General features: G+C 68.3%; 21 protein-coding genes and 1 riboswitch. Of the genes, 9 read left to right on the top strand and 12 right to left on the bottom strand.

All coding sequences use genetic code 11. The features are described 5' to 3' along the window. Positions 1–128: 128 nt before the first annotated feature. From M8A51_RS06585 to M8A51_RS06575, 3 genes are read left to right on the top strand one after another with little or no spacing between them, the layout of a single operon-like run. Positions 129–533: a ribonuclease domain-containing protein gene (locus M8A51_RS06585; RefSeq protein WP_407062212.1), complete on the top strand. Its 405-nt coding sequence runs from the start codon at positions 129–131 to the stop codon at positions 531–533. A gap of 27 nt (positions 534–560) precedes the next feature. Next, positions 561–956: a barstar family protein gene (locus tag M8A51_RS06580; protein ID WP_251777566.1), complete on the top strand. Its 396-nt coding sequence runs from the start codon at positions 561–563 to the stop codon at positions 954–956. A gap of 41 nt (positions 957–997) precedes the next feature. After that, positions 998–1,141, top strand: coding sequence for a hypothetical protein (locus M8A51_RS06575; RefSeq protein WP_251777398.1), 144 nt, complete (start codon positions 998–1,000; stop codon positions 1,139–1,141). 687 nt (positions 1,142–1,828) lie between these two features. On the opposite strand, the gene rsmA is transcribed toward M8A51_RS06575, so the two are convergent. The 3 genes from rsmA to M8A51_RS06560 are packed head-to-tail and all read right to left on the bottom strand — an operon-like array spanning position 1,829 to position 6,195. After that, complete coding sequence (gene rsmA / locus M8A51_RS06570; RefSeq protein WP_251777397.1) at positions 1,829–2,605, bottom strand: 16S rRNA (adenine(1518)-N(6)/adenine(1519)-N(6))-dimethyltransferase RsmA; 777 nt, start codon at positions 2,603–2,605, stop codon at positions 1,829–1,831. After that, positions 2,602–3,939 carry a peptidylprolyl isomerase gene (locus M8A51_RS06565; protein ID WP_251777396.1) on the bottom strand — a complete coding sequence of 446 codons (1,338 nt, stop codon included), beginning with the start codon at positions 3,937–3,939 and terminating at the stop codon, positions 2,602–2,604. Before M8A51_RS06565 ends, rsmA begins: the two co-directional genes overlap by 4 nt. A gap of 9 nt (positions 3,940–3,948) precedes the next feature. Further along, positions 3,949–6,195: an LPS-assembly protein LptD gene (locus M8A51_RS06560; RefSeq protein ID WP_251777395.1), complete on the bottom strand. Its 2,247-nt coding sequence runs from the start codon at positions 6,193–6,195 to the stop codon at positions 3,949–3,951. 157 nt (positions 6,196–6,352) lie between these two features. Between M8A51_RS06560 and M8A51_RS06555 the strand changes: the two genes are divergently transcribed. Further along, a complete protein-coding gene (locus tag M8A51_RS06555) occupies positions 6,353–7,393 on the top strand; it encodes an aminoglycoside phosphotransferase family protein (protein WP_251777394.1) in 1,041 nt (346 codons plus the stop codon). 57 nt (positions 7,394–7,450) lie between these two features. Here the strand turns inward: M8A51_RS06555 and M8A51_RS06550 are convergent, their stop codons facing one another. Next, positions 7,451–8,443: a LysR family transcriptional regulator gene (locus M8A51_RS06550; protein WP_251777393.1), complete on the bottom strand. Its 993-nt coding sequence runs from the start codon at positions 8,441–8,443 to the stop codon at positions 7,451–7,453. Positions 8,444–8,629: 186 nt separating this feature from the next. Between M8A51_RS06550 and M8A51_RS06545 the strand changes: the two genes are divergently transcribed. Beyond that, the gene (locus M8A51_RS06545) at positions 8,630–8,953 is read left to right on the top strand and encodes a DUF4148 domain-containing protein (protein WP_251777392.1); all 324 of its coding nucleotides are present in this window, start codon (positions 8,630–8,632) and stop codon (positions 8,951–8,953) included. A 111-nt stretch (positions 8,954–9,064) separates the two neighbouring features. Here M8A51_RS06545 and M8A51_RS06540 read toward each other — a convergent pair whose 3' ends face one another. Next, positions 9,065–10,198: a DNA alkylation repair protein gene (locus tag M8A51_RS06540; RefSeq protein WP_251777391.1), complete on the bottom strand. Its 1,134-nt coding sequence runs from the start codon at positions 10,196–10,198 to the stop codon at positions 9,065–9,067. A gap of 83 nt (positions 10,199–10,281) precedes the next feature. Between M8A51_RS06540 and M8A51_RS06535 the strand changes: the two genes are divergently transcribed. Continuing rightward, on the top strand, positions 10,282–11,010 hold the full coding sequence (locus M8A51_RS06535; RefSeq protein WP_251777390.1) for a 16S rRNA (uracil(1498)-N(3))-methyltransferase: 729 nt from the start codon (positions 10,282–10,284) through the stop codon (positions 11,008–11,010). Between the two features lie 54 nt (positions 11,011–11,064). Further along, positions 11,065–12,237, top strand: a complete 1,173-nt coding sequence (locus tag M8A51_RS06530) for an MFS transporter (protein WP_251777389.1) — start codon at positions 11,065–11,067, stop codon at positions 12,235–12,237. Between the two features lie 4 nt (positions 12,238–12,241). Here the strand turns inward: M8A51_RS06530 and M8A51_RS06525 are convergent, their stop codons facing one another. The 4 genes from M8A51_RS06525 to otnI all read right to left on the bottom strand — a co-directional run bounded on the left by M8A51_RS06525 (position 12,242) and on the right by otnI (position 16,411). After that, the gene (locus M8A51_RS06525) at positions 12,242–13,129 is read right to left on the bottom strand and encodes a fumarylacetoacetate hydrolase family protein (protein WP_251777388.1); all 888 of its coding nucleotides are present in this window, start codon (positions 13,127–13,129) and stop codon (positions 12,242–12,244) included. 10 nt (positions 13,130–13,139) lie between these two features. Beyond that, entirely contained in the window at positions 13,140–14,615 is a 1,476-nt protein-coding gene (locus tag M8A51_RS06520; RefSeq protein WP_251777387.1) for a M20 family metallopeptidase, read from the bottom strand. Positions 14,616–14,697: 82 nt separating this feature from the next. After that, a complete protein-coding gene (locus tag M8A51_RS06515; protein ID WP_251777386.1) occupies positions 14,698–15,561 on the bottom strand; it encodes an alpha/beta hydrolase in 864 nt (287 codons plus the stop codon). A gap of 55 nt (positions 15,562–15,616) precedes the next feature. Beyond that, the gene (gene otnI, locus M8A51_RS06510) at positions 15,617–16,411 is read right to left on the bottom strand and encodes a 2-oxo-tetronate isomerase (protein ID WP_251777385.1); all 795 of its coding nucleotides are present in this window, start codon (positions 16,409–16,411) and stop codon (positions 15,617–15,619) included. Positions 16,412–17,330: 919 nt separating this feature from the next. On the opposite strand from otnI, the gene M8A51_RS06505 reads away from it, so the two are divergent. Next, on the top strand, positions 17,331–20,468 hold the full coding sequence (locus tag M8A51_RS06505) for an NAD(P)-binding protein (protein WP_251777384.1): 3,138 nt from the start codon (positions 17,331–17,333) through the stop codon (positions 20,466–20,468). On the opposite strand, the gene M8A51_RS06500 is transcribed toward M8A51_RS06505, so the two are convergent. Continuing rightward, positions 20,463–22,181, bottom strand: a complete 1,719-nt coding sequence (locus M8A51_RS06500) for a 7TM diverse intracellular signaling domain-containing protein (RefSeq protein ID WP_251777383.1) — start codon at positions 22,179–22,181, stop codon at positions 20,463–20,465. The two genes, M8A51_RS06505 and M8A51_RS06500, sit on opposite strands and share 6 nt — an antisense overlap. 243 nt (positions 22,182–22,424) lie before the next feature. Between M8A51_RS06500 and M8A51_RS06495 the strand changes: the two genes are divergently transcribed. After that, positions 22,425–23,096 (top strand): hypothetical protein, encoded by a 672-nt coding sequence (locus M8A51_RS06495; protein ID WP_251777382.1) that lies wholly within the window; start codon positions 22,425–22,427, stop codon positions 23,094–23,096. 97 nt (positions 23,097–23,193) lie between these two features. Here M8A51_RS06495 and metW read toward each other — a convergent pair whose 3' ends face one another. Beyond that, the gene (metW, locus tag M8A51_RS06490; protein WP_251777381.1) at positions 23,194–23,778 is read right to left on the bottom strand and encodes a methionine biosynthesis protein MetW; all 585 of its coding nucleotides are present in this window, start codon (positions 23,776–23,778) and stop codon (positions 23,194–23,196) included. Beyond that, positions 23,775–24,917, bottom strand: coding sequence for a homoserine O-succinyltransferase MetX (gene metX, locus M8A51_RS06485; protein ID WP_251777380.1), 1,143 nt, complete (start codon positions 24,915–24,917; stop codon positions 23,775–23,777). The genes metW and metX overlap by 4 nt, the downstream gene beginning before the upstream one ends. Positions 24,918–24,955: 38 nt before the next feature. Next, positions 24,956–25,030, bottom strand: a riboswitch (SAM riboswitch). Positions 25,031–25,054: the final 24 nt, after the last annotated feature.

The following is a 25,054-nucleotide window of genomic DNA, read 5'->3' as shown; positions in this document are numbered from 1 at the left end:
CAACAAATCCCTGCACAGCGCTCGGAGACTGCTGCAATATGAGGCACGACCTTGTGGTTTAAGCCCCGAACCGGTACCATCTCGCCTTCAGTTTTCAGGGAAAACCCGTGGCATCCGCTACTCGGTCACTGCGGTGGCAGTCGCTCCAAAAGTTAGGAGTCACTACCGCCACAGCGGTCCTGGTTGCACTGGGTCCGTGTCCCGCCCTCGCCAAGGGCGAGGCACCGGAGGCAGCAGCCGGTCTACCAGCCGTCGCGTTCGCGGATCTGCCCAGGCAGGCACAGGAAACCCACCGACTCATTCGCAAGGGAGGCCCCTTCCCCTACGAAAAGGACGGAACGGTCTTCTTCAACCGCGAGCGGTTGCTGCCGGCCCATCCGCGTGGTTATTACCGCGAGTACACGGTCAGGACGCCCGGTGTTCGGCACCGCGGGCCCCGGCGCATCGTGTGCGGCGGCGAAGTCCGGCGATCCCCTGACAACTGCTACTACACCGACGACCACTATGCGAGCTTTCGCCGGATCGTCGAATGAATCGTGACTAAAGAGGGGATCGTGACCATGCTTTTGCAGACCGTCCGTCCGAACATCGTCCAGGCCATCCGCGCATTCCGCGTGGAAGACCTGATGCAGACCGCGCAAGACACCGGTCAGCACTTCCTGTACGCGAACCTGGGCAACGTCCAGACCAAGCAGGAGGTGCTGGAAAGCATCGCGCAGTCGTTCCTGTTCCCGCCCCACTTCGGCAAGAACTTCGACGCGCTGTACGACTGCATGACCGACCTGGTGCACAAGGCCGGGCAGCAGCCGGGCTTCATCGTCGTGCTCGAACAGATCCCCGACAACCCGCGCTTCGACCGCGAGGCGCGCGAGCAGTTGCTGGACGTCTTCCGCGACGCCGCCGACTACTGGGCGGACCGCAAGATACCGTTCAGGTGCTTCTATTCTTTTCTGTAGCCCGCTCCCAGGAAATCGGGTCATGGGAGCGGGCCAACGAAGTGGCCCAGAACAGCGAGATCAATGCCGGCAAGGCGGGGACGGCCGCCAAGCCTTCGAAGAGCGGCAGCAATCCAGCTTTCGGCACCAACATGCCGCTGATGAGCAGCGCGTTCGATACCGCTTGCTGGCTGGCGGCGGCGTAGAAGGGTCCCCCCCTACGCGCTGCGCGCGCCCCCCAGGGGGCGGTGCTGGCGGACCGGCGGAGCCGGATCCGCGGCACCACTCGCAATATGCGCAGGTTGGGGCTGCGGCGGCGGCAAGAGAGATGAGCGGTCCTTGAGGCCGCTTTTCTTTTGGTCCGCTGGTTATGGGGCGCCTGTGCTGGCGGACCGGCGGAGCCGGATCCGCGGCACCACTCGCAATATGCGCAGGTTGGGGCCGCGGCGGCGGCAAGAGAGATGAGCGGTCCTTGAGGCCGCTTTTCTTTTGGTCCGCTGGTTATGGGGCGCCTGTGCTGGCGGACCGGCGGAGCCGGATCCGCGGCACCATTCGCAATATGCGCAGGTTGGGGCCGCGGCGGCGGCAAGAGAGATGAGCGGTCCTTGAGGCCGCTTTTCTTTTGGGCCCGCTGGTTATGGGGCGCCTGTGCTGGCGGACCGGCGGAGCCGGATCCGCGGCACCATTCGCAATATGCGCAGGTTGGGCCCACGGCGGCGGCAAGAGAGATGAGCGGTCCTTGAGGCCGCTTTTCTTTTGGCCCGCTGGTTATGGGGCGCCTGTGCTGGCGGACCGGCGGAGCCGGATCCGTGGCACCACTCGCAATATGCGCACGTTGGGCCGCGGCGGCGGCAAGAGAGATGAGCGGTCCTTGAGGCCGCTTTTCCTTTGGGTCAGCTTGCTCGCAGGAAGCCTGAGACGCGCTGCGCGAGCGCGATGTATTCGGCGACCGGGACTTCCTCGGCGCGGCGTTGCACGTCGAAGGCTTCGGCGTGGCCGCGCGCTTCGAGCCAGCGGCCCAGGGTGTGGCGCAGCAGCTTGCGGCGCTGCGAGAAGGCGACGGCGACCATCTCCTCGAGCAGCTTGGGGTCGATGGCGGGTGGGTCGGGCAGCGGCACCATGCGCACGACGGCGGAATCGACACGCGGCGGCGGCTCGAAGGCCTCGGGCGGCACTTCGAACAGCGATTCGATGTCGTAGCGCCACTGCAGCATCACGCTCAGTCGGCCGTAGTCCTTGTGACCAGGGGCGGCAGCCATGCGGTCCACCACCTCCTTCTGCAGCATGAAGTGCTGGTCTTCGATCGCGTCGACGTAGGCCAGCAGGTGGAAGGCGATCGGCGACGAGATGTTGTAGGGCAGGTTGCCGACCACGCGCAGCTTGCGGCCCGCTTGCGCGCCAATCGCACAAAAATCCACCTGCAGCACGTCGGACTCGATCACCGTGAGTTCGGAGCGCTTGCGCAGCCGGGCGGCCAGGTCGCGGTCCAGTTCGATCACCGTCAGCCGCTCGCAGCGCTCGAGCAGCGGGTCGGTCAGCGCGCCGAGGCCGGGGCCGATCTCGACGAGTGCTTCGCCGGGCTGCGGCGCGATGGCGCGCACGATGGCGTCGAGCACCGCCGTGTCGGCAAGAAAGTGCTGGCCGAAGCGCTTGCGCGGGACGTGCTTCACTGGGGCGGTTCGCGCATCTCGACGTAGGCCTGCGCCCGGATCTCGCGCGCCCACTCTTCGTAGGCCTGGTCGAACTTGCGTTCGCGCAGTGCGTTGGTGGCCAGCTCGCGCTGCTGGCGTGCGTCGAGCTGGCTGTCGCGCCGCTCGGTCACCTGCACCAGATGCACGCCGAAACGCGACACGAAGGGTTCGGAGATCTTGCCGACCGCGAGCTGGTTCATCACCTGCTCGAACTCCGGCACGAACTGCCCCGGGTTGGCCCAGCCGAGGTCGCCGCCCTGGGGGGCGCTGCCGTCTTCGGAGACCTCGCGCGCCAGCTGTGCAAAACCGGCCTCGCCGCGCTCGATGCGCTGCTTGTAGTCGGCCAGCCGGCGCAGCGCGGTCTGCTGCGACAGCTGCGGCGACACGCGCAGCAGGATGTGCCGGGCGCGCGTCTGGGTGATCGCCAGGCCCTGGCGGTCCTTGCGGTCGGCCAGCTTGAGCACGTGGAAGCCGGCGCCGGAGCGCAACAGCTGCGGCGCCACGTCACCCGCCTTCAGGTCCGCGACCGCCTGCACGAACAGGTCGGGCAGGCGATCGGCCGGGCGCATGCCGAGGCGGCCACCCTGTTCGCGGTTCGGACCTTCGGAATGATCTCGCACCAGTTCCTCGAACGGGGTGCCGGCGCGGGCCTTGTCGAGGACTTCCTGGGCCCGTGCACGCCGCTCGGCTTCCTGCTGGGGCGTGGCGCCTTCAGGCACGCTGATCAGCACCTGGGCGATGTCGTACTCCGTCTGTGCCCCCGCGTTGCCGCGCAGCTCGCGCAGGTAGGCGTCGATTTCGGCATCGGTGACCTTGATGCGGCGCTGCACTTCACGCTCGCGCAGCCGGGTCAACAGCAGCTCGTCGCGCACGTTGTTGCGAAAACGCGCGAAGTCGATGCCCTGCTCGCGCAGGCGGTCGCGCAGTTGCGGCAACGTCAGCTGGTTCTGGGCCGCGACGTTCGCGACCGCCCGGTCGACCTCGGCCTCGTCGACACGCAGGCCCACGATCTTGGCGTGCGACAGCTGCGCACGCTCGTCGATCAGCGCATCGATGATCTGGCGGCGCAACTGTTCGCGCGGGGGCAGCCGGGTGCCGTTGCGGGTGGCGTCCTGCTCGACGCGAGCCAGGCGCTGCTGCACCTCGCTGTGGGTGACGAGCTCCTGGTCGACCACCGCGACGATGTAGTCGCCGGTCGTGGGTGGCGGCGCGGCCGCCTGTGCCTGGGCCGCGAGCGGCAGGGCCAGGCAGCCGGCCAGCACGGCGGCCGCCCAGCAAGCGGCGCGGCGCCGGAAAAAGAGAAAACAGGTCATGAGTCGGTCTCAGGGCTGCGCGCGGTCGTCGCGCAGCAGTTGGTAGCCCGGGATATTGTCCTTCAAGGCCCGCAGCGGGCTGGAGCCGAGGCGGGACAACCCGACGAATTCGAGCTGGAACATCAGGCGCGTCGTCGCATCGCTGCGGCTGATCGAGCGGCGCTCGACGACGAGGCGACCGATCCAGCAGCCGGCGTCGTACTCCAGACCGAGCAAGGTGTCGGTCAGGCGCCGGTCGCGCATGCTGTAGTTGACGCGGCCCACGCTGTAGAGCGAGCCGACGCAGGCGCTGCCGCCGGAGGCCGAGCGGTCGGCCTCGTACACCGGCCACTGCCAGCCGACATCGAGCTGCTCGCTCGAGTTGCGCACCAGGCTGTAGCTGCCGCCCACGGTGCGGAACGGACCGGGGGAAAAGCGCGCCGACAGCGTCGAGCGCACCGTGCGGTCGATGTCGGGGTTGTATTGCGCCGAGCCGCTCAGCGTCCAGTTCGGGATCAGGTTCGTCGAACCGACCACCAGCACGTCGCCGAAGCGTTCGTTGGACGGCGTGCCCTCGGGGGTGAGGGTCTGCTCGCGGAACAGGTAGCGCTGTGCCAGGCCCAGACGCAGTGCCTCGGTACCGGTCGCCTCGTCGAGGAAGCGGGTGTAGGCGCCGGCGGTGAGCTGGTGCGCGTCGGCCACGCGGTCGACACCGGAGAACGGGTTCTCGGTGTACAGCGACGTGAAGTTCAGGTCTTTCGCGGCGGTGTCGAAGGTGGGGATGTCGTCCTGCCGGCGGTACGGCGTGTTGACGTAGAGCAGCCGCGGCTCGAGTGTCTGCACATAGCGCCGGCCGAACCACTCGCTGGGCCGTTCGAAGACCCAGCCGTTGTCGATGCTGAAGGTCGGGATCGCGCGCGACACGTTGCGGCGGCCGTCGTCACGGTCGATGCGATAGCTCGCGGCATTGATGCTGACGCGCGGTGTCAGGAACCACCCCGGGGTGTCGACAATGGACCAGCTGAGACTGCCGAGCACATGCGCACGCGTTGCATCCGGCCGTTGCTCGAGATCGCCCGGGTCGTACTGAACAAAACGGTTCACTTCGGCCACGAACGCCGCTCGCAGGCCGGAGCCGAAGTCGTGCTGCCGGCGCACGCCGACCTGCGGCTCGCGCGAGTACGGCGACTCGATCTCGGCCGTCGGGTCCTGCAGCACCTGCCAGCGCTGCACGCGGGCGTACAACTCCCAGTCGTCACGCCACCAGTTGGCACGCACGTCGCCGGGCAGCAGCCGCTCGGTCAACGTCGAGATGTTGCGCTCGAAATCCTTCCAGTAGTCGTCGTCGGACACGCGCTGCACGTCGATCGAATACAGGCCGTCGCCGGGCAACTGCCCGCGATGATCCAGATGTGTCGACCAGCGATTGCTGCCGTAGACGCGATCGTCCGGCACCACGTGTGTCGTCAGCTCGCCGGAAAAGCTCGGCCGCAGGTAGCGGAACTCGGTGCCGAGCGCCGCGCCCCGTTTGGTGATCACCGACGGCGTCAGAGTCACGTCGTAGTTGGGCGCGAGGTTCCAGTAGTACGGTACTGCCAGCTCGAAGCCGCTCTTGCTGTCGAGGCTGAAGCTGGGCGGCAGCCAGCCCGATTTGCGCTGGTCGGAAATCGGAAAGCTCAGATAAGGCGCCGCAAGGACGGGGACGCCGTAGAAACGCAGCACGCCACCTTCGGCCGTGCCCTCGTTGTTCTCGAAGTCGAGCGTCACGCGCGACGCGCTCAGCAGCCAGGCGTAGTCGCCTTCGTCGTCGGGCGTGCAGCTCGAGTAGGTGGCGCCGATGGCCGCCAGGCGCTGACGGCCGAGGAAGTCGATGCGGTCGGCCTTGCCGCCCGCCTGGGTCACCGAGAAAAAATAGGTCGGCTCGACGAAATAGCCTTCATAGGTGTCGAGCTTCAACTGCAGTTCGGGACCGCTGAAGACGTTGCCGTCGCGGCTGATGCGCACGTTGCCGGTGGCCCGCGCCGAGCCGTCCGCCTGCCGGTACTCGACGCGGTCGGCGCGGATGCTGGTCGCTCCGCGCGTCAGCTGCACATCGCCTTCGGCGACGGTTTCGCGGTCGGGGCTGCCCTTGAGTTCGCGCGCCTCGATGTTGACCGGCAGCTGTTCTTCGTCGACGGGATTGGCAGGCGCCTGCGCCTGGGCGCAGCATGCGGCGGCCAGAAGGCAGGCAGCGGCAACGGGCCGCAGAACAGGCAGGGCGGGAGGCAGGCGGACCAAGACGCGGGCAACGACCAAGTGGGGAGAACGACGGGCCGCCTGCGAGGCGGGTTTGTAGAATCGCCGATTATTCCATGAGCCTTCTGTGCCGCCGAGGCCATGCACTGCGCCGCTTGTTGCGCGATGTGACCCCTGCCAACCTTCCCTGACTCCCCACATGACGCCTGCGATCACCTGGGCCGACGACCGGCGCCGCGTAGCTTTCGAACGCTGGCTGGCCGGGCTGGGCCGCCATGGCATCGACCCCCGCTCGGTGCGCAGCGCCAGCGCCGACGCCAGCTTCCGGCGCTATTTCCGGGTCGATGCGGCGCACGGCAGCCTGATCGTGATGGATGCGCCACCCGCGCAGGAAGACTGCCGCCCGTTCGTCAAGGTCGCGCGTCTGCTGCGAGGCGCCGGCCTCAATGCCCCGGAGGTGATCGAATGGGACGAGGCCGAAGGCTTCATGCTGCTGTCGGACCTCGGCTCGACGACCTACCTGGCACAGCTGGATGCCGGCAGCGCACCGGCGCTCTATGACGACGCGACCGCCGCGCTGGTCAAGATGCAGGGCATCGCCGCCGAGCATGCGCTGCCGCCCTATGACCGCGAACTGCTGACGCGCGAACTGCAACTGTTTCCCGACTGGTACGTCGCCCGGCACAGCGGCGTCGTGCTGGACGACAACGAACGCATCCTGCTGGAGCGCAGCTTCGAGCTGATCCTGCGCAACACCCTGGCGCAGCCGCGCGTGCTGGTGCACCGCGACTACCACTCCCGCAACCTGATGGTCTGCGGCGGGCTCGGCGAGCCCGCCAACCCCGGCATCATCGACTTCCAGGACGCCGTCTGGGGCCCGGTCACCTACGATCTGGTCTCGCTGCTGCGCGACGCCTACATCGAGTGGGACGAGGAGCAGCAGATCGACTGGGCCGTGCGCTACTGGGAGAAGGCGCGCAAGGCGCAGTTGCCGGTGGCGGCCGACTTCGGCGAATTCTGGCGCGACTTCGAGTGGATGGGCCTGCAGCGGCACCTGAAGGTGCTCGGCATCTTCTGCCGCCTGTCCCATCGGGACGGCAAGGACGGCTACCTGAAGGACCTGCCGCTGGTGTGGCGCTACGCGCACCGGGTCACCACGCGCTACAGCTCGTTGACCCCGCTGGCCCGGCTGCTCGAACGCCTGGCCGGAGAAGAGCGCAAGGCCGGCTACACCTTCTGAGCGCTCCCAGGGGGCGGTGGCACTTGCGGGAACCGCCGCACTGCCCCGGCTGCGGCGTCAGGCCACCTCGGGCAGCAGCTCGACGTGATCGAGCGAGCGCGTCGCCGTCTCGCAGCCGGCTGCGGCCAGCCACGGGTCGCGGTCTTCCGAGCCGAAGGTGCTGACCAGGAAATCCATGAAGGCCCGCGTGCGGGCCGGCACGTACTTGCGGCTCGGCATCGCGGCGTAGATCGTGTAGCTCATGATGCGCCACTCGGGCAGCACCCGCTCCAGCGCGTGTTCGAGCAAAGCGTCCTCGACCATGAACGACGGCAGCCCGACGATGCCGAGGCCGGCGAGCGCTGCGGCGTAGAGCGTGTCGATGTGGTGGGTCGTCAATGCAGCGCGCGGCTCGATCTCGATGCCGCCAGGCGTCGGCGCGCCGAAGGGGCAGCTCTCGAAGCGCCAGGTGCGCGGCACGTTCGGCAAGTTCGCGACCAGGCACTCGTGGTGTGCCAGCTCGCTCGGATGATGGGGCCGCCCGTAGCGGTCGAGATACTGCGGCGCCGCACAGGCCACCACCTCGGTGCGCGCCAGCTTGCGTGCGACGAACTCGCCGTTCAACGGGCGGGGGCCGACGATCAGGATGGACACGTCGTAGGCCTCGTCGGCTGCCTCCACCGGGCCGCCTGCGGTCAGGTCGACGGTGACCTTGGGGCACTGGTCACGAAATTTCGGCAGATGCTTGGCCACCTGGTGCACCGCAAACGCCCCCGGCACCAGCACCCGCAGATGCCCTTTCGGCTCGGCCACCGCGGCACTGGCCAGCGCTTCGGCCTCGTCGACCTCGCCGAGGATCTGGCGCACCCGCTCCAGATACGTCTCGCCCACTTCGGTCAGCGCCAGGCGCCGCGTGGTGCGCTGGATCAGCCGCGCGCCCAGGTGGGCCTCGAGGTCGGCGACGAGGCGGGTCACCACCGCCGCAGACAGGTCCAGCGAACGCGCCGCCGCTGCGAAGCTGCCTTCGTCGATCACCTTGGCGAACACGCGCATCGAATGCAGCCGGTCCATGGGACGCCCCCTTTGTTGCGGATTCGGAAATTATTCATTGAAAGAAAGACCGTTTATCTGGCTAGGGTTAATACCTAAAGTTCACCCCATCGATGAGCCCAACGAACAAAGCGATGCGACTCACCGACGCGGGCAGGCGGCACGACCTCCTTCCCCGCCCCGTCAACCCAGTGTTTGGAGTCTGAAATGAACGTCAAGAAGTCCCTCGTTGTCGCCGCCGTGTCTGCTTTTGCCGCCGCCGGCGCGTTCGCCCAGGAAGTCACCGCGGAAGAACTCGCATTCCCGTCCAGCGTCGCGTCGACCAAGACGCGCGCTGAAGTGAAGGCCGAGCTGGCTGCCGCCCGTGCGCAGAACGGCCGGCTGTCGGTGTTCAGCGGCGAAGCCACCGCGTTCCCGCAGGAACAAGCGACCAGCGTGACGCGCAGCCGCGCCGACGTGCGCAACGAAACGATCAGCTACCTGCGCGAGCACCGCTTCCCGTCGAGCGACGACCACAACATCGGCGGCTGAAGCAGCCCACCCCGTTCGGCCGGCCCACGAGGCCGGCCGGATGCCGACGAAACCCGCCCGCGAGGCGGGTTTCGTTTTTCTGCGCCGCCAGCTGACACGCTCGTCGACGGACTATGTTTCGGTGAGCTGGAAGTCGGCTGCGCCGAGCACGCGGCCATTGACCAGCACCTCGACGCGGTGTGCGCCGGGATAAAGCCGGCGCGTGGTGCGCACGACGAAGTCGCGCACGAACTCGAAGCTCTCGGTGCGGCCCGGCTCGACCTGCCGCACCTCGCCCTTGAACACCTTGCGCCGCGCCGCGCCGTTCGCGCTGGCATAGCACACCGCGTAGTCGACGCAGGCCGCCGCCGGCGTCGCATCGGTACGGCGCAACGCAAAGCGCAGCGCCAGCCGGCCGCCGATCGGAACACGCCAGCGGTCGAGCTCGGGCCCGTCGATCACGAAGGCGTCGTCGACCGCAAAGCCGAGCAGCGCCAGCGCCTGCGGGTGCCCCTGCTTGATCAATGTGCGCAGGCCGCGGTTCACGGTGCGCTCCCCGTCCGGCCAGCCGCGCCCGATCCAGCCGCGCGCCACCTCCACCGCCAACGCCGGGTCGAGCCGGCTGATGTCGTTCAGATGGTTGGCGGCCGAGCGACGCACCACTTCGTCGGCGTCGCCCGCGAGGGCGTCGATCAGCGGCACCGTCAGCGACGGATCGTCGACCAGGTGGGACACCCGCCGCGCCCAGGGCAGCAGCGGCCGCGATCCTTCGCTGGCCAGGCGCCGCACGCGCGGGTCGTCGTGGGTGCACCAGCGCTGCATGCACGCCAGCGTCGACGTCGGGTCGCGCTGCAGAAAGGGGCGGACGGCGAATTCACCGCTGAAGTGCCGCGTCATCCACGCCAGCGCGTCGAGTGCCGCCTCGGGGTGCCCGATGCCGGCGTCGGCGACGAACTGCAGATGCGGGGCATGGCGAAACGCCGCCATGCCCTGCACCTCGCGCGACGGCGCGCCGGGCTCGCCCATCGCCTGCTGCAGCACGGCAACCGCCTGCTCGAACGGCGCCGGCAGGTGACGCACCAGGCCTTGGGCGACGCGGCCGACGCGCGCCATCAGGCTCAGGGCGTCGAAGCCGTCGAGGCAGTCCGCGACGAAGCGCTTCGACGGGAAAGGGCGATGAACCGCAGCGATCGAGCGGGCGATCCACTCCACCGTGGCGACGTTGAAGCCGTCTTTCAGCAACGGAGCAGCGGTGTCTTCGTTCATGGTCGGCGGCAGGCGAGTCGACGATGCCTGCAGGGTAGCGCAGCCCCCTGACAGCAGCTGTCAGCATCGGGCACACTCGCGCCATGTCGAGCCGATCCACGCCCCGCCTCCACGTGTCCGCCCCCCTTGCCGCCGGCTCGAGCCTGCCCCTGCCGCCCGGGCCGTCGCGCCATGCACAGGTGTTGCGGCTGCAGCCGGGCGACGCGGTGACCTTGTTCAACGGCGACGGCGGAGAGTGGGAGGCGCGCATCGTGCGCATGGGCCGCAGCGAGGTCGACGTGCAGGTCGAACGGCATGAACCGGTCGACCGCGAACTGCCGATCGACGTCACGCTCGCGGTCGGCATGCCGGCCAACGAGCGCATGGACTGGCTGGTCGAGAAGGCCACCGAACTCGGCGTCGCGGCGATCCAGCCGCTGGTGTGCGAGCGCTCGGTGCTCAGGCTGTCCGGCGAACGCGCGCAGAAAAAGGTCGCTCACTGGACCGCGGTCGCGGTCGGTGCCAGCGAGCAATGCGGCCGTACGCGGGTGCCGCGGGTCGAACCGGTGCGCGCACTGGCAGGCTGGTGTGCCGCGCTGCCGCCCGGTGGTGCCGGCCTGCGTGCGGTGCTGAGCCTGCAGCATGCACAGCCGCTGGCCGCGCTGCCGGCCGCCGGTGCAGCGCTGTTCCTCAGTGGACCCGAAGGCGGGCTGACGGCCGCCGAAGAAGCCCTGGCGCGGCAGGCCGGCTTTCGCGCCGCCAGCCTCGGGCCGCGCGTGCTGCGCGCCGAGACGGCACCGCTGGCCGCGCTCGCGTTGCTCGGTCTGCGCTGAGCACCACCTCTCGTCTTGCGTCACACTGCAGGCCTGCTCCGAAAGTAGGCTCGCATGAACCGCAACGTCTGGCTGCTCACCCTGTGCAGCGGCCTCTTCATGACGAACAACGTCACCTTCATCGCCATCAACGGCCTGGTGGGCCTGGCCCTGGCGCCGACGATGTGGATGGCGACGCTGCCCGTCACCGCGTATGTGGTCGGCAGCGCAGGGGCCACTGCGCTGGTGGCCCGCACCCAGCGGGCCTGGGGCCGCAAGCGCTCTTTCCAGGTCGGCTTGGTGGTGGCCGTGTTGACGGCCGCGCTGTGCGCAACGGCGGCGGCCGCCAGCAACTTCTGGCTGCTGGTGGGCGCCACCGCGCTGGCCGGCTACTACAACGCGAACGCAGCGCTCTATCGCTTCGCCGCCGTGGAGCTGGTGCCGCCCTCGCTCAAGGAGAAGGCGATCTCCTGGGTGCTGGCCGGTGGCATCCTCGGTGCCATCATCGGCCCCAACCTTGCCACGCGCACCAAGGACTGGCTGGCCGTGCCGTTTGCCGGCGCCTATGCCGCGCTGGCGGGGGTGGCGCTGCTGTCGCTCTTGGTGTTGAGCTTCATCGACTTTCCTCCGTTGCCCAAGGCCGACCCGACGCGCCCGGGCCGACCGCTGCGCGAGATCTCACGCCAGCCGGTGTTCATCGTCGCAGTGGCTGCCGCCGCGCTCGGCTTCGGCGTGATGAACCTGCTGATGTCGGCCACACCGATCGCGATGGCGCAGTGCAAGCACCCCTTCGAAAGCGCCGCACTGGTGATCGAATGGCACGTGCTGGGCATGTTCGTGCCCAGTTTCTTCACGGGGCACCTGATCAAGCGCTTCGGCGTGCTGCCGATCATGGCCGCCGGCGTGGTGCTCAACCTGGCGTGCATCGCGGTCGCGCTGTCGGGCGTCGACCTGATGCAGTTCCTGACGGCCTTGCTGCTGCTCGGCGTGGGCTGGAACTTCCTCTACATCGGCGGCACGACGCTGCTGACCGAGGCCTACCGGCCGGAAGAAAAGACCACGGCGCAGGCGGCGATGGACTTCTGGGTCTACACGACCACCGCGGTGACGTCGTTCGCTTCGGGCGCGCTGATCACGACGCAGGGCTGGGAGCTGCTGAACTGGGGTTCGTTGCTGCCGGTGGCCTTGCTGACCGTGGCGATCGCCTGGCTGGCCCTGCGGCGCCGACGTGCGGCCGTCGCCGCCTGACACCCTACATCGCCGGTCGCGGCGGCGGCTCGTCGATCAACACCGGGTCCCAGGCATGGACGCGCTGGCGCTGCTCTCCGAGGCCTGCGATGCCCAGGCGCATCTCGTCGCCCGGCTTCAGGTAGCGCGGTGCCGGCTTGCAGCCCATGCCGACGCCCGGCGGTGTGCCGGTGCTGATCAGGTCGCCAGGGTGCAGTGTCATGAAGCGGCTGATGTAGCTGACCAGTTGCGCGACGCCGAACACCATGGTGCGCGTGCTGCCGGTCTGCCGACGTTCGCCGTTGAGGTCCAGCCACAGTTCGAGCGCCTGCGGGTCGGGCACCTCGTCGGCGGTCACCAGCCACGGCCCGACCGGGCCGAAGGTGTCGCAGCCCTTGCCCTTGTCCCACTGGCCGCCCCGCTCGATCTGGTACGCGCGCTCGGAAACGTCGTTGACGACGCAGTAGCCGGCGACGTACTGCAGCGCCTCGGCCTCGCTGACGTAGCGCGCCCGCTGTCCGATCACCACGCCGAGCTCGACCTCCCAGTCGCCCTTGACCGAGCCCTGCGGCAGCACCACCGGATCGTTGGCGCCGATCACCGCGCTGGTCGCCTTCATGAACAGCACCGGCTCGGCCGGCACCGCGAGGCCGGCCTCGGCGGCATGGTCGGCATAGTTGAGGCCGACGCAGACGAACTTGCCAATGCCGGCCCACGGCGGCGCGAGGCGCCCTGGCTCGCCCACCAGCGGCAGGTAGGCCGTGTCGAGTGCGCGCAAGGCCGCCAGGCCTCGTGGCGTCAGTGTCTCGGGCGTGATGTCGGCGACGACGCCGGTGAGGTCGCGCAGCCGGCCGGCTTCGTCGATCAGTGCGGGTCGTTCCTGGCCGCGGGGGCCGTGACGCAACAGCTTCATGCTCGGGTTGTCAGGGTTGGGCGGCGATCACCGTGGCCACGGCCGCGGTCAGCCGCTTGCCGTAGGGCACATGCAGGAACTCATTGGGACCGTGCGCGTTGCTCTTCGGGCCCAGCACACCGCACACCATCATCTGGGCCTTCGGGAAGCCCTGCTGCAGCATGCTCATCAGCGGAATGGTGCCGCCCTGGCCGATGAAGCCGAGCGGCGCGCCGTAGAAAGCCTGCGAGGCGCGGTCCAGTGCCTGGTGCAGCCACGGCGACAGCTCCGGCGCGTTCCATCCGGTCGCACCGTGGTCGCCTTCGAAGGTCACCTTCGCACGGTAAGGCGGGTCGACCTCGAGCAAACGCTTCAGCTCCTGCGTGGCCTGCGCACCGTCGACCAGCGGCGGCAGCCGCAGCGACAGCTTGAACGCGGTGTAGGGCCGCAGCACGTTGCCGGCGTCCTGCAGCGACGGAAACCCCTGCGCGCCGGTGACGCTCAACGTCGGGTGCCAGGTGCGGCGCAGCAACGCCTCGGCCGGGTCGGTGGTGGTGGGCAGCGCGAACGCTCCGTCGGCGCCGCAGGCCCAGGGATACCGCTTCCAGACTTCGTCGCCGAGGATGCGAGCGGCCACCTTGGCCTGCTCGACACGCTCGGCCGGAATCTCGCAATGGAAGCTGCCGGGCAGCAGCCGGCCGGTCTTGCTGTCTTCGAGCCGGTCGAGCAGCTGGCGCAGGATGCGAAAGCTCGACGGCACCAGACCACTCGCGTCGCCCGAGTGCACGCCCTCGGTCAGGATCTCGACCTTCAGCACGCCGCTGACCATGCCGCGCAACGAACTCGTCAGCCACAGCTGGTCGTAGTTGCCGGCGCCGGAGTCGAGGCAGACCACGAGGCTGACGTCGCCGAGCCTGTCCTTCAGGGCGTCGATGTAGGCCGGCAGGTCGTAGGAGCCGCTTTCCTCGCAGGTCTCGATCAGGCCGACAACACGCGGGCGTGGAGTGCCTTGCCGCTCGAGCGCCAGCAGCGCGGTGATCGACGCATAGACGGCATAGCCGTCGTCGGCGCCCCCGCGTCCGTAGAGCTTGCCATCCTCGTACTTGGGCGTCCACGGCCCCAGGTCGCTGCGCCAGCCGCTGAACTCGGGCTGCTTGTCGAGGTGGCCGTACATCAGCACGGTCTGCGTGCTGTCAGCCTTGGTCGCGGGCAGCTCGAAAAAGATGACCGGCGTGCGCGGACGGCCCTGCGCGTCCTTCAGGCGCACCACCTCGAGCTTCAGGCCCGGCAGCTTCTTGCTTTCGACCCACTCGGCCGCGCGGCGCACCACCGTCTCGATGTGGTCATGCTGCACCCAGTCGGCGTCGAACGCGGGCGACTTGGCCGGGACACGGATGTAATCGGTCAGCGCGGGGACGATCTCGCGGTCCCAGACCTCGTCGACGAAGGTCTGCATCGCGGACGGGTCTTGCAGCGGATCGAGCGGCAGGCGGTCGGGGGCGTTCACGGCGGGCTCCTGCGGAGAAAGGAACGTCGAGTTTAGGCCTCGCTTGCCGACGAGAACCGAAGCAGCGGGCAAGACCGTGCGCTCAACGCGCCTGCCCGGGGAAGCGCCGGTCCAGCCAGTGCTTCAGCACGTCGAACACGGCCTCGTTGTCGGGCTCGTTGAAGATCTCGTGGTACATGTGATCGAAGCGGTGGCAGTGCGCCACGCCCGCCGGTGCCCGCTCGGCGAACGCCGCGCTGCCGGCCGGCGCCACCAACCGGTCGGCGCCCGCCCAGATCAGCAGTGTGGGCACGCTCCACTGCCCGGCACGCTCGCGCACGCGCACACCGCCTTCGACCATGAAGCGGACCAGCCGGGCCGTCACCTTGTCGTGCACCAGCGGGTCGTCGACATAGGCTTTCACGACCGCCTCGTCATGCGAGACGAAGGTGGGGTTCAACCCGTTCGGCACCTGCAGGTTGGGCGCCAGCGCATGCGAGGCGGCGAGCAGGCCGCGGTTGAGTGCAGACAGTCCGATGTCGAGTGCCGGCGATGACATCACCAGCCCGTCGACCGGCCGCAGCGCGTCGGCCACGAACCGTCCCACGACCAGCCCGCCCATGCTGTGGCCGAGCAGGAGCAGCGGCGCCGCGCCTTGCGCACGCAAGTGGTCCACCACGGCTGCCAGGTCGGACAGCAGGTCGTGCGGGTGCCTGAGCCCGCCACGAGGCCCCTGCGACCGCCCATGGCCTCGATGGTCGTAGCCGGTGACGGCAAAGCCCCAACTGCGCAGGCGTTGCGCGACATGCTCGTAGCGCCCGCTGTGCTCGCCGAGACCGTGCACGATCAGCACGGCGGCCCGGGCAGGCGTTTCGGGAGCGGGCCAAGCGCGCAGCGCGAGTTGCGTGCCGTCGGCGACGGTCAGTTCAGCCAGGCTGGAGATCGGCGTGACGGCGAGCGGGTTCATGAAGGCGCAGTGTAGAGAGCACGGTCGTTCGAGACCAGGGGTTGGACCCCCGTCCTCAGGGCCCGGAACGCCACCCCAGCCCCGCAGTCGTGCCGCCCGGCGCCGCGCCGCGCCGTGGGCGGTACTCGCAGCCGATCCAGCCTTCATAGCCCAGCGCGTCGATCAGATCGAAGAGATACGGGTGGTGCAGCTCACCGTGATCGGGTTCGTGGCGTTGCGGCACGCCGGCGATCTGCAGATGTGCCACGCGGCCGGTGGGCAGGTAGCGCTGCAGCTTCATCGCGACGTCGCCCTCGACGATCTGGCAGTGGTACAGGTCCATCTGCACTTTCAGGTTCGCGGCGCCCACGCGATCGATGATCTCGTGGGCGTGGTCCTGCCGGTTCAGAAAGTAGCCGGGCACGTCGCGCAGGTTGATCGGCTCGATGGTGATCTGCACTCCGGCCGTCTGCGCACGCTGTGCGGCCCATGCGAGGTTGTCGACGTAGAGCGCCTGCACGTCGGCACGCTCGCAGCCAGGCGGCACGACGCCGGCCATCACGTGAACGAGGGGACAGCGCAGCCCCTGCGCGTACTCGAGCGCCTGCTCGACACCCGCCCTGAACTCGGCCTCGCGCCCCGGCAGGCAGGCCAGCCCGCGTTCGCCTGCCGCCCGGTTGCCCGCGGGTGCATTGATCAGCACCTGCTGCAGGCCGCAGGCGCCGAGCCGGTCGCGCAAAGCCAACACCGAATACTCGTAGGGAAACTGGCACTCGACCGCGCGAAAATCGTCGCGCGCCGCAGCGGCAAAACGGTCCAGAAAAGCATGCTCCGGATAGAGCATCGACAAGTTGGCGGCGTAGCGAGGCATCGTGTGTCGGGGCGTGGTCCTTGGCAGCCGGCAGCGTACTCCACGCCGGGTGCAGCGGCCCTCAAAAAGTGGGCACACGAGTTGCTTAAGGATGTTCAGTGGTTTATGGCGCTCCGAGCTAACACCGGTTCGCTCCTCCCTCTCCGACCCTCCCTCACCTAGCTTGGGCGTATCGGTTCGGAGCGCCTTTTGTACATTGCAGCTCCCGGCAGCTTGGCGGTTCTTTCAGCACCGCAGGCAACAATTACCGGGAGCTGCTTTCTTTTGCCGCAAACGCGCGTTCGTGCGTTCCTGCCGGCCTCGAACCCCGCTCTCCGACTCCGCCACGCTGACGCCCGAGCCTCTCGACGTTCCGTCCCTGAGACATTCGCATGCCGAGGTTGCGACTGCTCACGGCGCTGGACGCCTGCACTCGCATGCACCGGCTCGACGGCGCCGATATCGAGACCCACCGGCAAGAAGTTCTGAATCACCCTGAAATTCGTACGGGTGTGCTCGATGGTCGCTCCGGCCGTGAACGGGCCGGCTCGCCCCCACCCAGCACGCACACCAACTGCTCGAGCAGGTGCACGACCTCGTTTGCGCGTCACTTCCCTGTCCTCGCTGAAGTGATGCGCCTGCCGCACGGAGTCGTGGAGGCAGTTCACCGCCTCCAGATCGCTCTGGAAGTTCTTGCGGATCACCGACCCCGCGGTTCGATCGCGCGGCGCATCGCGTCCTGCTTCGCCGGCTCGATGAACAGGGTGCCGATCGCGTTGCCGACGCGGCACCCACCCGAATGCAGCCCTCCCAGGCTCCTTGCGTGGCGATCCCGCTGGGCCGTGGGGCAAGGGCCCCTGCCTGCTGTTGACCCTATGGCAGCACGTCACGACTGCCCTTAGCATCGCGCGACACAACGACAAGCATGAGGGTCTCCACCATGACCGAGCCACGACAGCGGCCCGACTACATCTATTCCGGCGGCAACGTGCTGATGCACCCGCCGCTGCGCTTGGGCAGCTCGCGCATGTACGGCTTCTTCCTGAAGGGAGACCGGCAGCAGCTGCAACAGACCGTCGACATCACCTTGAACGCACCGGCCGCCGGCCACATGCGCTTCAAGGTGCTGTCGCCCTACGTGATGCTCACCTTCACCCAGGTGCAGCACGCCAACTCCACCAACCCCGTCGACGAGGCCAAGGGCTGGGGCGAAGAAACCGACATCGTTACCTGGGTGCTGGTCGGGCAGCTCTTGCCGGGCCAGTCCCGGGTGAACCGGCTGTTCGTTTACCCGGTGCACATCTGGGTCGACGACACGATGGCACTCATCAACGGACGCGAGCTGTTCGGCTACCCGAAGTACAGCTGCGAATACACCATGCCCGCGCCGGGCGAGCCGGCACTGCGCTTCACGCTGGCCGCCAAGGGCTTCCAACCCTATTCACCGCAGACGCAACTGGCGATGCACCCGCTGCTCGACGTGCACGGCCAGGGGAACACCGCGCACACACCGCTGGCGGACATCGGCTCCCTGGTGAAGCAGCTGGTGCAGGTGCTGGCCAGCGACGCGGACGCGCTCGACCTGGACGCTGCGGGCTGGGAACAGGTCATCGAGACCTTCACCGCGCCGCAGCTCGACCAGATCTTCCTGAAGCAGTTCCCGGACGCGGCCGGCGAGAAGGCCGTCTACCAGGCCGTGGTCAGCGCGCCCGCAACGGTGACGGCGCTGCGTTCGGTGCAGTTGCTCGGCCCGGCCTACCAGGCCACGCTGCACCCCTACGACAGCTTCCCGCTGAACCGCACGCTCGGGCTGCCCCTCGGCACGCAGCCGGCCCTGCTCGGCTTCCATCTGGACATGGATTTCGAGGTACCGCCCGGCACCGAGCTCGTCGACAACTCGCAGGTCCGCCCGCAGAAGGTCGCCGTCCTCGGCGGCGGGGTCGGCGCAATGACCGCCGCCTTCCACCTGACCGAGCAGCCCGGCTGGCGCAACCGCTACGAGATCACCGTCTACCAGATGGGCTGGCGGCTGGGCGGCAAGGGCGCCAGCGGGCGCAATGCCGAGGACGGCCAGCGCATCGAAGAGCACGGCCTGCACATCTGGTTCGGCTTCTACGACAACGCGTTCGCGATGATGCAAAAGGCGTACGGTGCGCTCGACCGCCCGCCCGGCGCCCCGCTCGCCACCTGGCAGGACGCCTTCAAGCCGCAGCATTTCATCGCGCTGACCGAATGGATCGACGGCCAGTGGAAGACCTGGCCCATCGACACGCCGATCAAGCCGGGGGAACCGGGCCATGGCAACGAAAGCCTCGGGCTGTGGGCGATGGCGACCACGGCCTACGCCTGGGTACGCATGTGGTTCGACCAGTTGCGCGGCGCGCTCGACGAGGCCGCGCTGCCGGCGCCGCCGATGTCCAGCGGCGAGCACCCCGACTGGCTGCATCGGCTGGCGGCCGCCGTGGAGACCGACGTCGAGCACCTGGCCGCTGACGCCCAGCACGTCGCCGAGGCGTTGCACGCACTGGCCCTGTCGCTGCCCGAAGACCTCGGACAACATGGCGGCGGCGACCGCGACCTGATGAACGCGACGCTGCGCGGGCTGCGTGCCTGGCTGTGGGACGCGGTGCTGCATCGACTGGACGGCAACGACACGCTGCGCCGGCTCTATATCTGCATCGATCTCGCGGTCACTTCGCTGATCGGCATGATCGAGGACGGCGTGCTCGTCCACGGCTTCGACGTCATCAACGACATCGACTTCTACGACTGGCTGACGAAGCACGGAGCGAATCCCCGGTACACCGTCCATTCGGCCCCGGTGCGCGGCTTCTACGACCTGGTGTTCGCCTACGAGGACGGCGATTTCGACCGCCCCAACATCGAAGCCGGAACGATGCTGCGCGGCATGATGAAGGTTGCCATCGCCTACCACGGCGGCATGATGTGGAAGATGCAGGCCGGCATGGGCGACACCGTGTTCACGCCGTTGTACCAACTGCTGAAGGCGCGTGGCGTGACGTTCAAGTTCTTCCACAAGGTCGAGGAGCTGCTGCCGGCGGCCGACGGTTCCATGACGGTCGACACGATCCGGCTGACGCGCCAGGTCGACGTGACCCGCGGCGCCGACCACTACGACCCGCTGGTCGACGTCGAGGGCCTGGCCTGCTGGCCCAGCACGCCGAACTACGGGCAGATCGTGCCCGAGCAGGCCGCGCTGCTGCAGCGGGGCCGCGTCAACCTCGAATCGAACTGGAGCGACTGGCCGCAGCGCTATGAACAGCACTTCGGCCGGCCTTTGCCACAGCTGACGCTCAAGCGCGGTGAGGATTTCGATCTCGTCGTCTTCGGCATCTCGGTCGACGGCGTGCCCCAACTGTGCTCCCGGCTCGTCGAGCGCAGCCCGGCGCTGCAGACCATGACGCGCACGCTGAAGACCGTCGCGACGCAGGCCTACCAGGTGTGGCTGAACCAAGACCTGCGCCAGATCGGCTGGGCCAGCTATGCCAGCGACGGCCAGCCGCCGGTGCTCAGCGGCTACAGCGAACCGTTCGACACCTGGGCGCCGATGGACCAGTTGCTGGTGCGCGAGAGCTGGCCTCCGGCGCTGCAGCCGAAGAACGTCTCGTACTTCTGCAGCGCATTGCCGATGGCGCACTACCCGCCGCCGTCGGATCACGCCTTCCCGGAACGCTGCAGCGCCGCCGTCAAGCACAACGCGATCGACCAGCTGACGCGGCGTATCCATACGCTGTGGCCGTCGATCGCCACCGCCGGCAGCTTCGAGTGGCCGGTGCTGGTCGATGCGCAATCGCGCACCGGCGAACAGCGCTTCGACGCGCAGTACTGGCGCGCCAACATCGATCCCTCGGAGCGTTACGTGCTGTCGGTGGTCGACAGCACCGCCGCGCGGTTGCCGGCCGACGGCTCGGGCTACGCGAACCTCTACCTCGCCGGCGACTGGCTGCGCACCGGACTGAACGCGGGCTGCGTCGAAGGCGCGGTGATGGGCGGCATGCAGGCTTCGCGCGCGATCAGCGGGTGGCCGCTGGTCATCCGCGGCGAGAAGGATCTATAGCGCCGCCGAGTCGCCTGCCACCAGGTCGGCACGGGCGCGCTTGCGGCGCGCCTTGTGCTGGTACATGTTCTGGTCGGCCAGGTTGATCAGGTCGAGCGCGCGCGCATTGGCGGTCCAGTGTGCGATGCCGTAGCTGATGCCCGCATCCTCGAAGCCGCGTGCGACGAGTTCGGTTTCCAGCAGCGCGAGGCTGCGTTCCAGCTCGTGCTCGAGGTGATGCGGTGCCAGGATCGCAAACTCGTCGCCGCCCAGCCGGAAGCACGAGGCGCGGCCTTGCGTCAGCTCGCTCAGGCCTCGCGCCACCGCCTTCAGCAGCTCGTCGCCTCGGCTGTGGCCGTGCCGGTCGTTGATCTGCTTCAGCCCGTCGAGGTCGATCAGCAGCAACATGTGCGGCACCAGCTCGTGTTCCGTCGGCGTGCCGCGATCGTTCAAGGCCCGCTCGAAGGCGTAGCGGTTGCCGATGCCGGTCATCGCGTCGGTGTGGGCGACTTCCAGCGCCCGGCCGAGCTGCATCGCGTAGCTGTCCTTCTCGAGGTTGAGCGTGCGGATGCGGTCCGCCAGCGCGAAGGCCTGTAGCAGCGCCTCGATCACGCCGCCGAACAGGGTCAGCATCTCGGCATTCTCGACCAGGTCGGGGATCAGGCCGATGTTGCCGGGCAGGATGATCAACGCCGGCACGAACATCGCCGCGAACGCCAGCGCGAAGAAACGCGCCGGCCGATAGCCATGCCACCACGAGACGACACCGCTGGTGACCATCAGCACCAGCCAGGCACTGATCAGCAGCGTAGCGGTCGCGTGTGCGTACGGCACGGCGAACACCGCCAGCGGGGTCAGCACCAACGCCACCGCGATCAGCGCACGTAGGGCGCGGTGCAGCTTCGGGTGCCGCTTCGGCAACTCCAGGAAGTCGATACAGAACAGCGCGCTGATCGCAGGCAGCAGGAAAAACGGCACGTAGTGCACACGCAGGTCGTGCCAGCCGAACAGCTCGGCCGGCAACTGGAACACCAGCGCCCATGCGATGCAGGCCATCACCAGCTGCATCGCGTAATACAGGTGGCTGCGGATGCGCGTCAACGCGAAGACGAACAAGTTGAAGGCAGCGAGTGCCACCATCGCGCCGAGCGAGCCGAGGATGACGAGGTTCTCTTCCAGCACCTTGCGCTGGTAGTCCGTCTCGGTCAGCAGCTGAAAGCGCGGCACCGACGCGAAGTAGGGGCTCTCGAACCGCACCAGTACTTCGTACTCGACCCCCGGCGCCAGCACGACTTCCTTGCCATAGTGCAGCGCGTACTCCCTCTGCTCGCGGTAGCCGCTGCGCAGCACCTGCCGACTGCCGTCGCTGCCGTACAGCCGCGCCTCGACGTGCTCGATCAGGGTGTTGTTGGGGTCGAACACCCATTGCGGCGGCCCCACGTCCTGCCGCACGCGTGCGTGCAACCAGTACGCACCGCCGAACAGGTCGACGCCTTCGGCACGCCGCAGGGTCTGCAGCCGCTCGGCCCGCACCTCGGCCTGCGGCGAGAACACCTCCCCGGGGCCGGCCACGAACAGCCGGCCGACTTCCAGCAGGTCGGTGCGCGCGGGCGGCGAAATCGGGACAGGCGCAGGCTGTTGGGCCGCAGCGACACCGGCCAGCAGCGCGAGCAGCAGCCAGGCCGCCAGGGAGCGGAGGGCAACGACACAGAGGCCCAGCGGAGAGGGAAACACGCGCAGCAGCAGGTTCGCGAAGAATTCTTGATTTTTGCGCAGAACCCTGGCGCGCTGGAGGGGACTTCTGCGGGTAAGCGCACGAAAACACCGGAAGCACGCGCTGGCCGGCCCTCGACTGCGGCTGCCTGAAGCTCTGGCCTTCCTGCATTCCTACAGCCGGTGACCTCCTTTGTCCGACAGACCGGGGGGGCGACAGGCGAGACGCTGGCGGCGCAGGCGTGGCACCGATTGGAGGATGTGATGGCAGCCTCAGGCCGACGGCACCAACCCACCCCGACCCGGCAGTGGTGCGGCGAGCGCGCCGCGGAGGGGCTCCGAGGCGTGCTGCGGTGCTGCGTGACCGGGCTGGCCGTGGCTGGCGCGTTGCAGGCCCAGGCGGACGACGAGCCGCCCCTCGATGGGGTTGACGCGGTGGTCGCCTCGGCCGATGCCGGCTCGGGCTGGAGCAGCGGCCCGGTCGCCGTGGAGCTTCCGCCGGCACCGGCGGACTGGCACGACGGCACCCCCGGCACGGCGGGAGCACGGCACGTCGGCTATGGCTGGACGCTGCGGCGCGGGCACAACAGCATCACCGTCTCGCTCGGCGCGACGGAATATCGGGTCCCGCTGGACGCCGAAGCGCCGGCCGGTGAGGCGACGCTCACGGTCCTGCCTTCGGTGCAGCTGGGCTGGTACCGGCGCCTGTCCGACCACGCCGGCGTCTACGCCGCCACCGAGGCGCTGAACCGCAGAAACGACGGCGGCGTCATCTCGGTGCGCCGTGCGCGACTGGGCTTCGAGTGGTCGCCGTTCAAGGGCTCGCGCCTGGGCATCGCGCACGGCGGGCTGCGCATCAAGTTCGACGATCAGTCGCGCATGCTGCTGAAGGTGCGGCGCAGCAGTTTCGCGGCCTATTGGCAGGCGCGCTTCTAGTGTGCCGTCCCGCAGGTTGGCGGAATCAATGTCGGGCGCGGGCAGTGGGTTGCAACGAGTTTGCGGGACGGCACACCAGCCCTGTCACCCGCCCGATTCAGCCCCGCGCAAACTTGAACACCGCCACGCTGGCCAGCAGATTGGGCCGCAGCCGCACCGGCCGGCCGCGCTGGATACCGAAGGAGTCCAGCACCTGCAGCCCATTCTTGCGCGCCAGTACCTCGAAGTCGGCGTAGGTGCCGACGCGGATGTTCGGCGTGTCGTACCACTCGTACGGCAGCGCCCGGGTGACCGGCATGCGGCCTGACAACACGCGGAATCGGTTGGGCCAGTGCGCGAAGTTCGGGAAGCTCACGATGCCGATACGGCCCACCCTGGCCGTCTCGCGCAGCATCGATTCGGTGTTGCGCAGGTGTTGCAGCGTGTCGAGCTGTAGCACCACGTCGAAGCTCTGGTCGCCGAAGAGCGCCAGACCCTCTTCGAGGTTCAGCTGGATCACATTGACGCCGCGCTGCGTACAAGCAAGCACGTTGGCGTCGTCGATCTCGATGCCGTAGCCGCTGCAACCCTTGTGGTCGCGCAAATGCGCCAGCAGCTCGCCGCGCCCGCAACCGAGGTCGAGCACGCGCGAGCCCGCCGGGACCAGCTCGGCGATGAGCTCCATGTCCTTGCGTTCGCTCATGTCCGTGCCCCTTCGTTTTCCGCAGCGATGCGATCGAAGTAGGCCCTCACGACGCCGTGATAGCGCGGATCGTCGAGCAGAAACGCGTCGTGCCCGTGCGGAGCGTCGATCTCGGCATAGCTGACGTCGCGCCGGTTGTCGAGCAGCGCCTTGACGATCTCGCGCGAACGCGCCGGCGAGAAGCGCCAGTCGGTGCTGAAGCTGACGAGCAGGAACTTCGCGGTGGCGACCGACATGGCGCGCGCCAGGTCGCCGCCGTGTTGTCCGGCCGGGTCGAAGTAGTCGAGCGCGCGCGTGATCAGCAGGTAGGTGTTGGCGTCGAAGTACTCGCTGAACTTGTCGGCCTGGTAGCGCAGGTAGCTCTCGATCTGGAACTCGATGTCCTGGGTGCTGTAGCCCAGTTCGGCCGCCCGCAGCTCGCGGCCGAACTTCTCCTCCATCACGTCGTCGCTCAGGTAGGTGATGTGGCCGATCATCCGTGCGACGCGCAGGCCACGCTTCGGGATCGCGTCATGCGCCTGGTAGTGTCCGCCGTGGAAGTCCGGGTCGGTCACGATCGCGCGCCGCGCGACCTCGTTGAACGCGATGTTCTGCGCCGACAGGTTGGGCGCCGTCGCCACGGCGACGCAGTGGCGCACGCGCCCAGGAAATTGCAGCGTCCAGCTCAGCGCCTGCATGCCGCCCAGGCTGCCCCCGATCACTGCCGCCAGTTGCTCGATGCCCAACGCGTCGAGCAGACGCGACTGCGCGAGCACCCAATCCTCGACCGTGACCACGGGAAAATCGGCGCCGTAGGGCTGGCCGGTCGATGGGTTGACGTGCATCGGCCCGGTCGAGCCGAAACAGGAGCCGAGGTTGTTGACGCCGATCACGAAGAACTTGTCGGTGTCCAGCGGCTTGCCGGGCCCTACCAGGTTGTCCCACCAGCCTTCGCTCTTCGGCTGGCCTTCGTAGGTGCCGGCGACATGGTGCGACGCGTTGAGCGCATGACACACCAGCACCGCGTTGCCCCGATCGGCATCGAGCGTCCCGTAGGTTTCGTAGACGAGGGTGTAATCGCGCAAGCTGGCGCCGCTGCGCAGCGGCAGCGGCTGGTCGAAACGCATCGACAGGGGAGCGACGTGGCCGATGGAAGTCATGACTGCAAAACAAAACCCGGCGCCACTGAAGGTGAGGCCGGGTCTCGTCTGCCCCCCTTTAGCTGCATTTTTTGAGCGCCCGCAAGCCGGAACAAATCGGCGCTGGGCGGCAGTATATCGCCTTGCCCCACAGACGC

This window comes from Caldimonas mangrovi, from assembly GCF_023721835.1.
In the GTDB taxonomy this organism is placed as follows: Bacteria; Pseudomonadota; Gammaproteobacteria; order Burkholderiales; family Burkholderiaceae_C; genus Caldimonas; species Caldimonas mangrovi.
The sequence above is the reverse complement of the archived record's forward strand: the minus strand, read 5'-3'. Positions and strand labels throughout refer to the sequence as shown.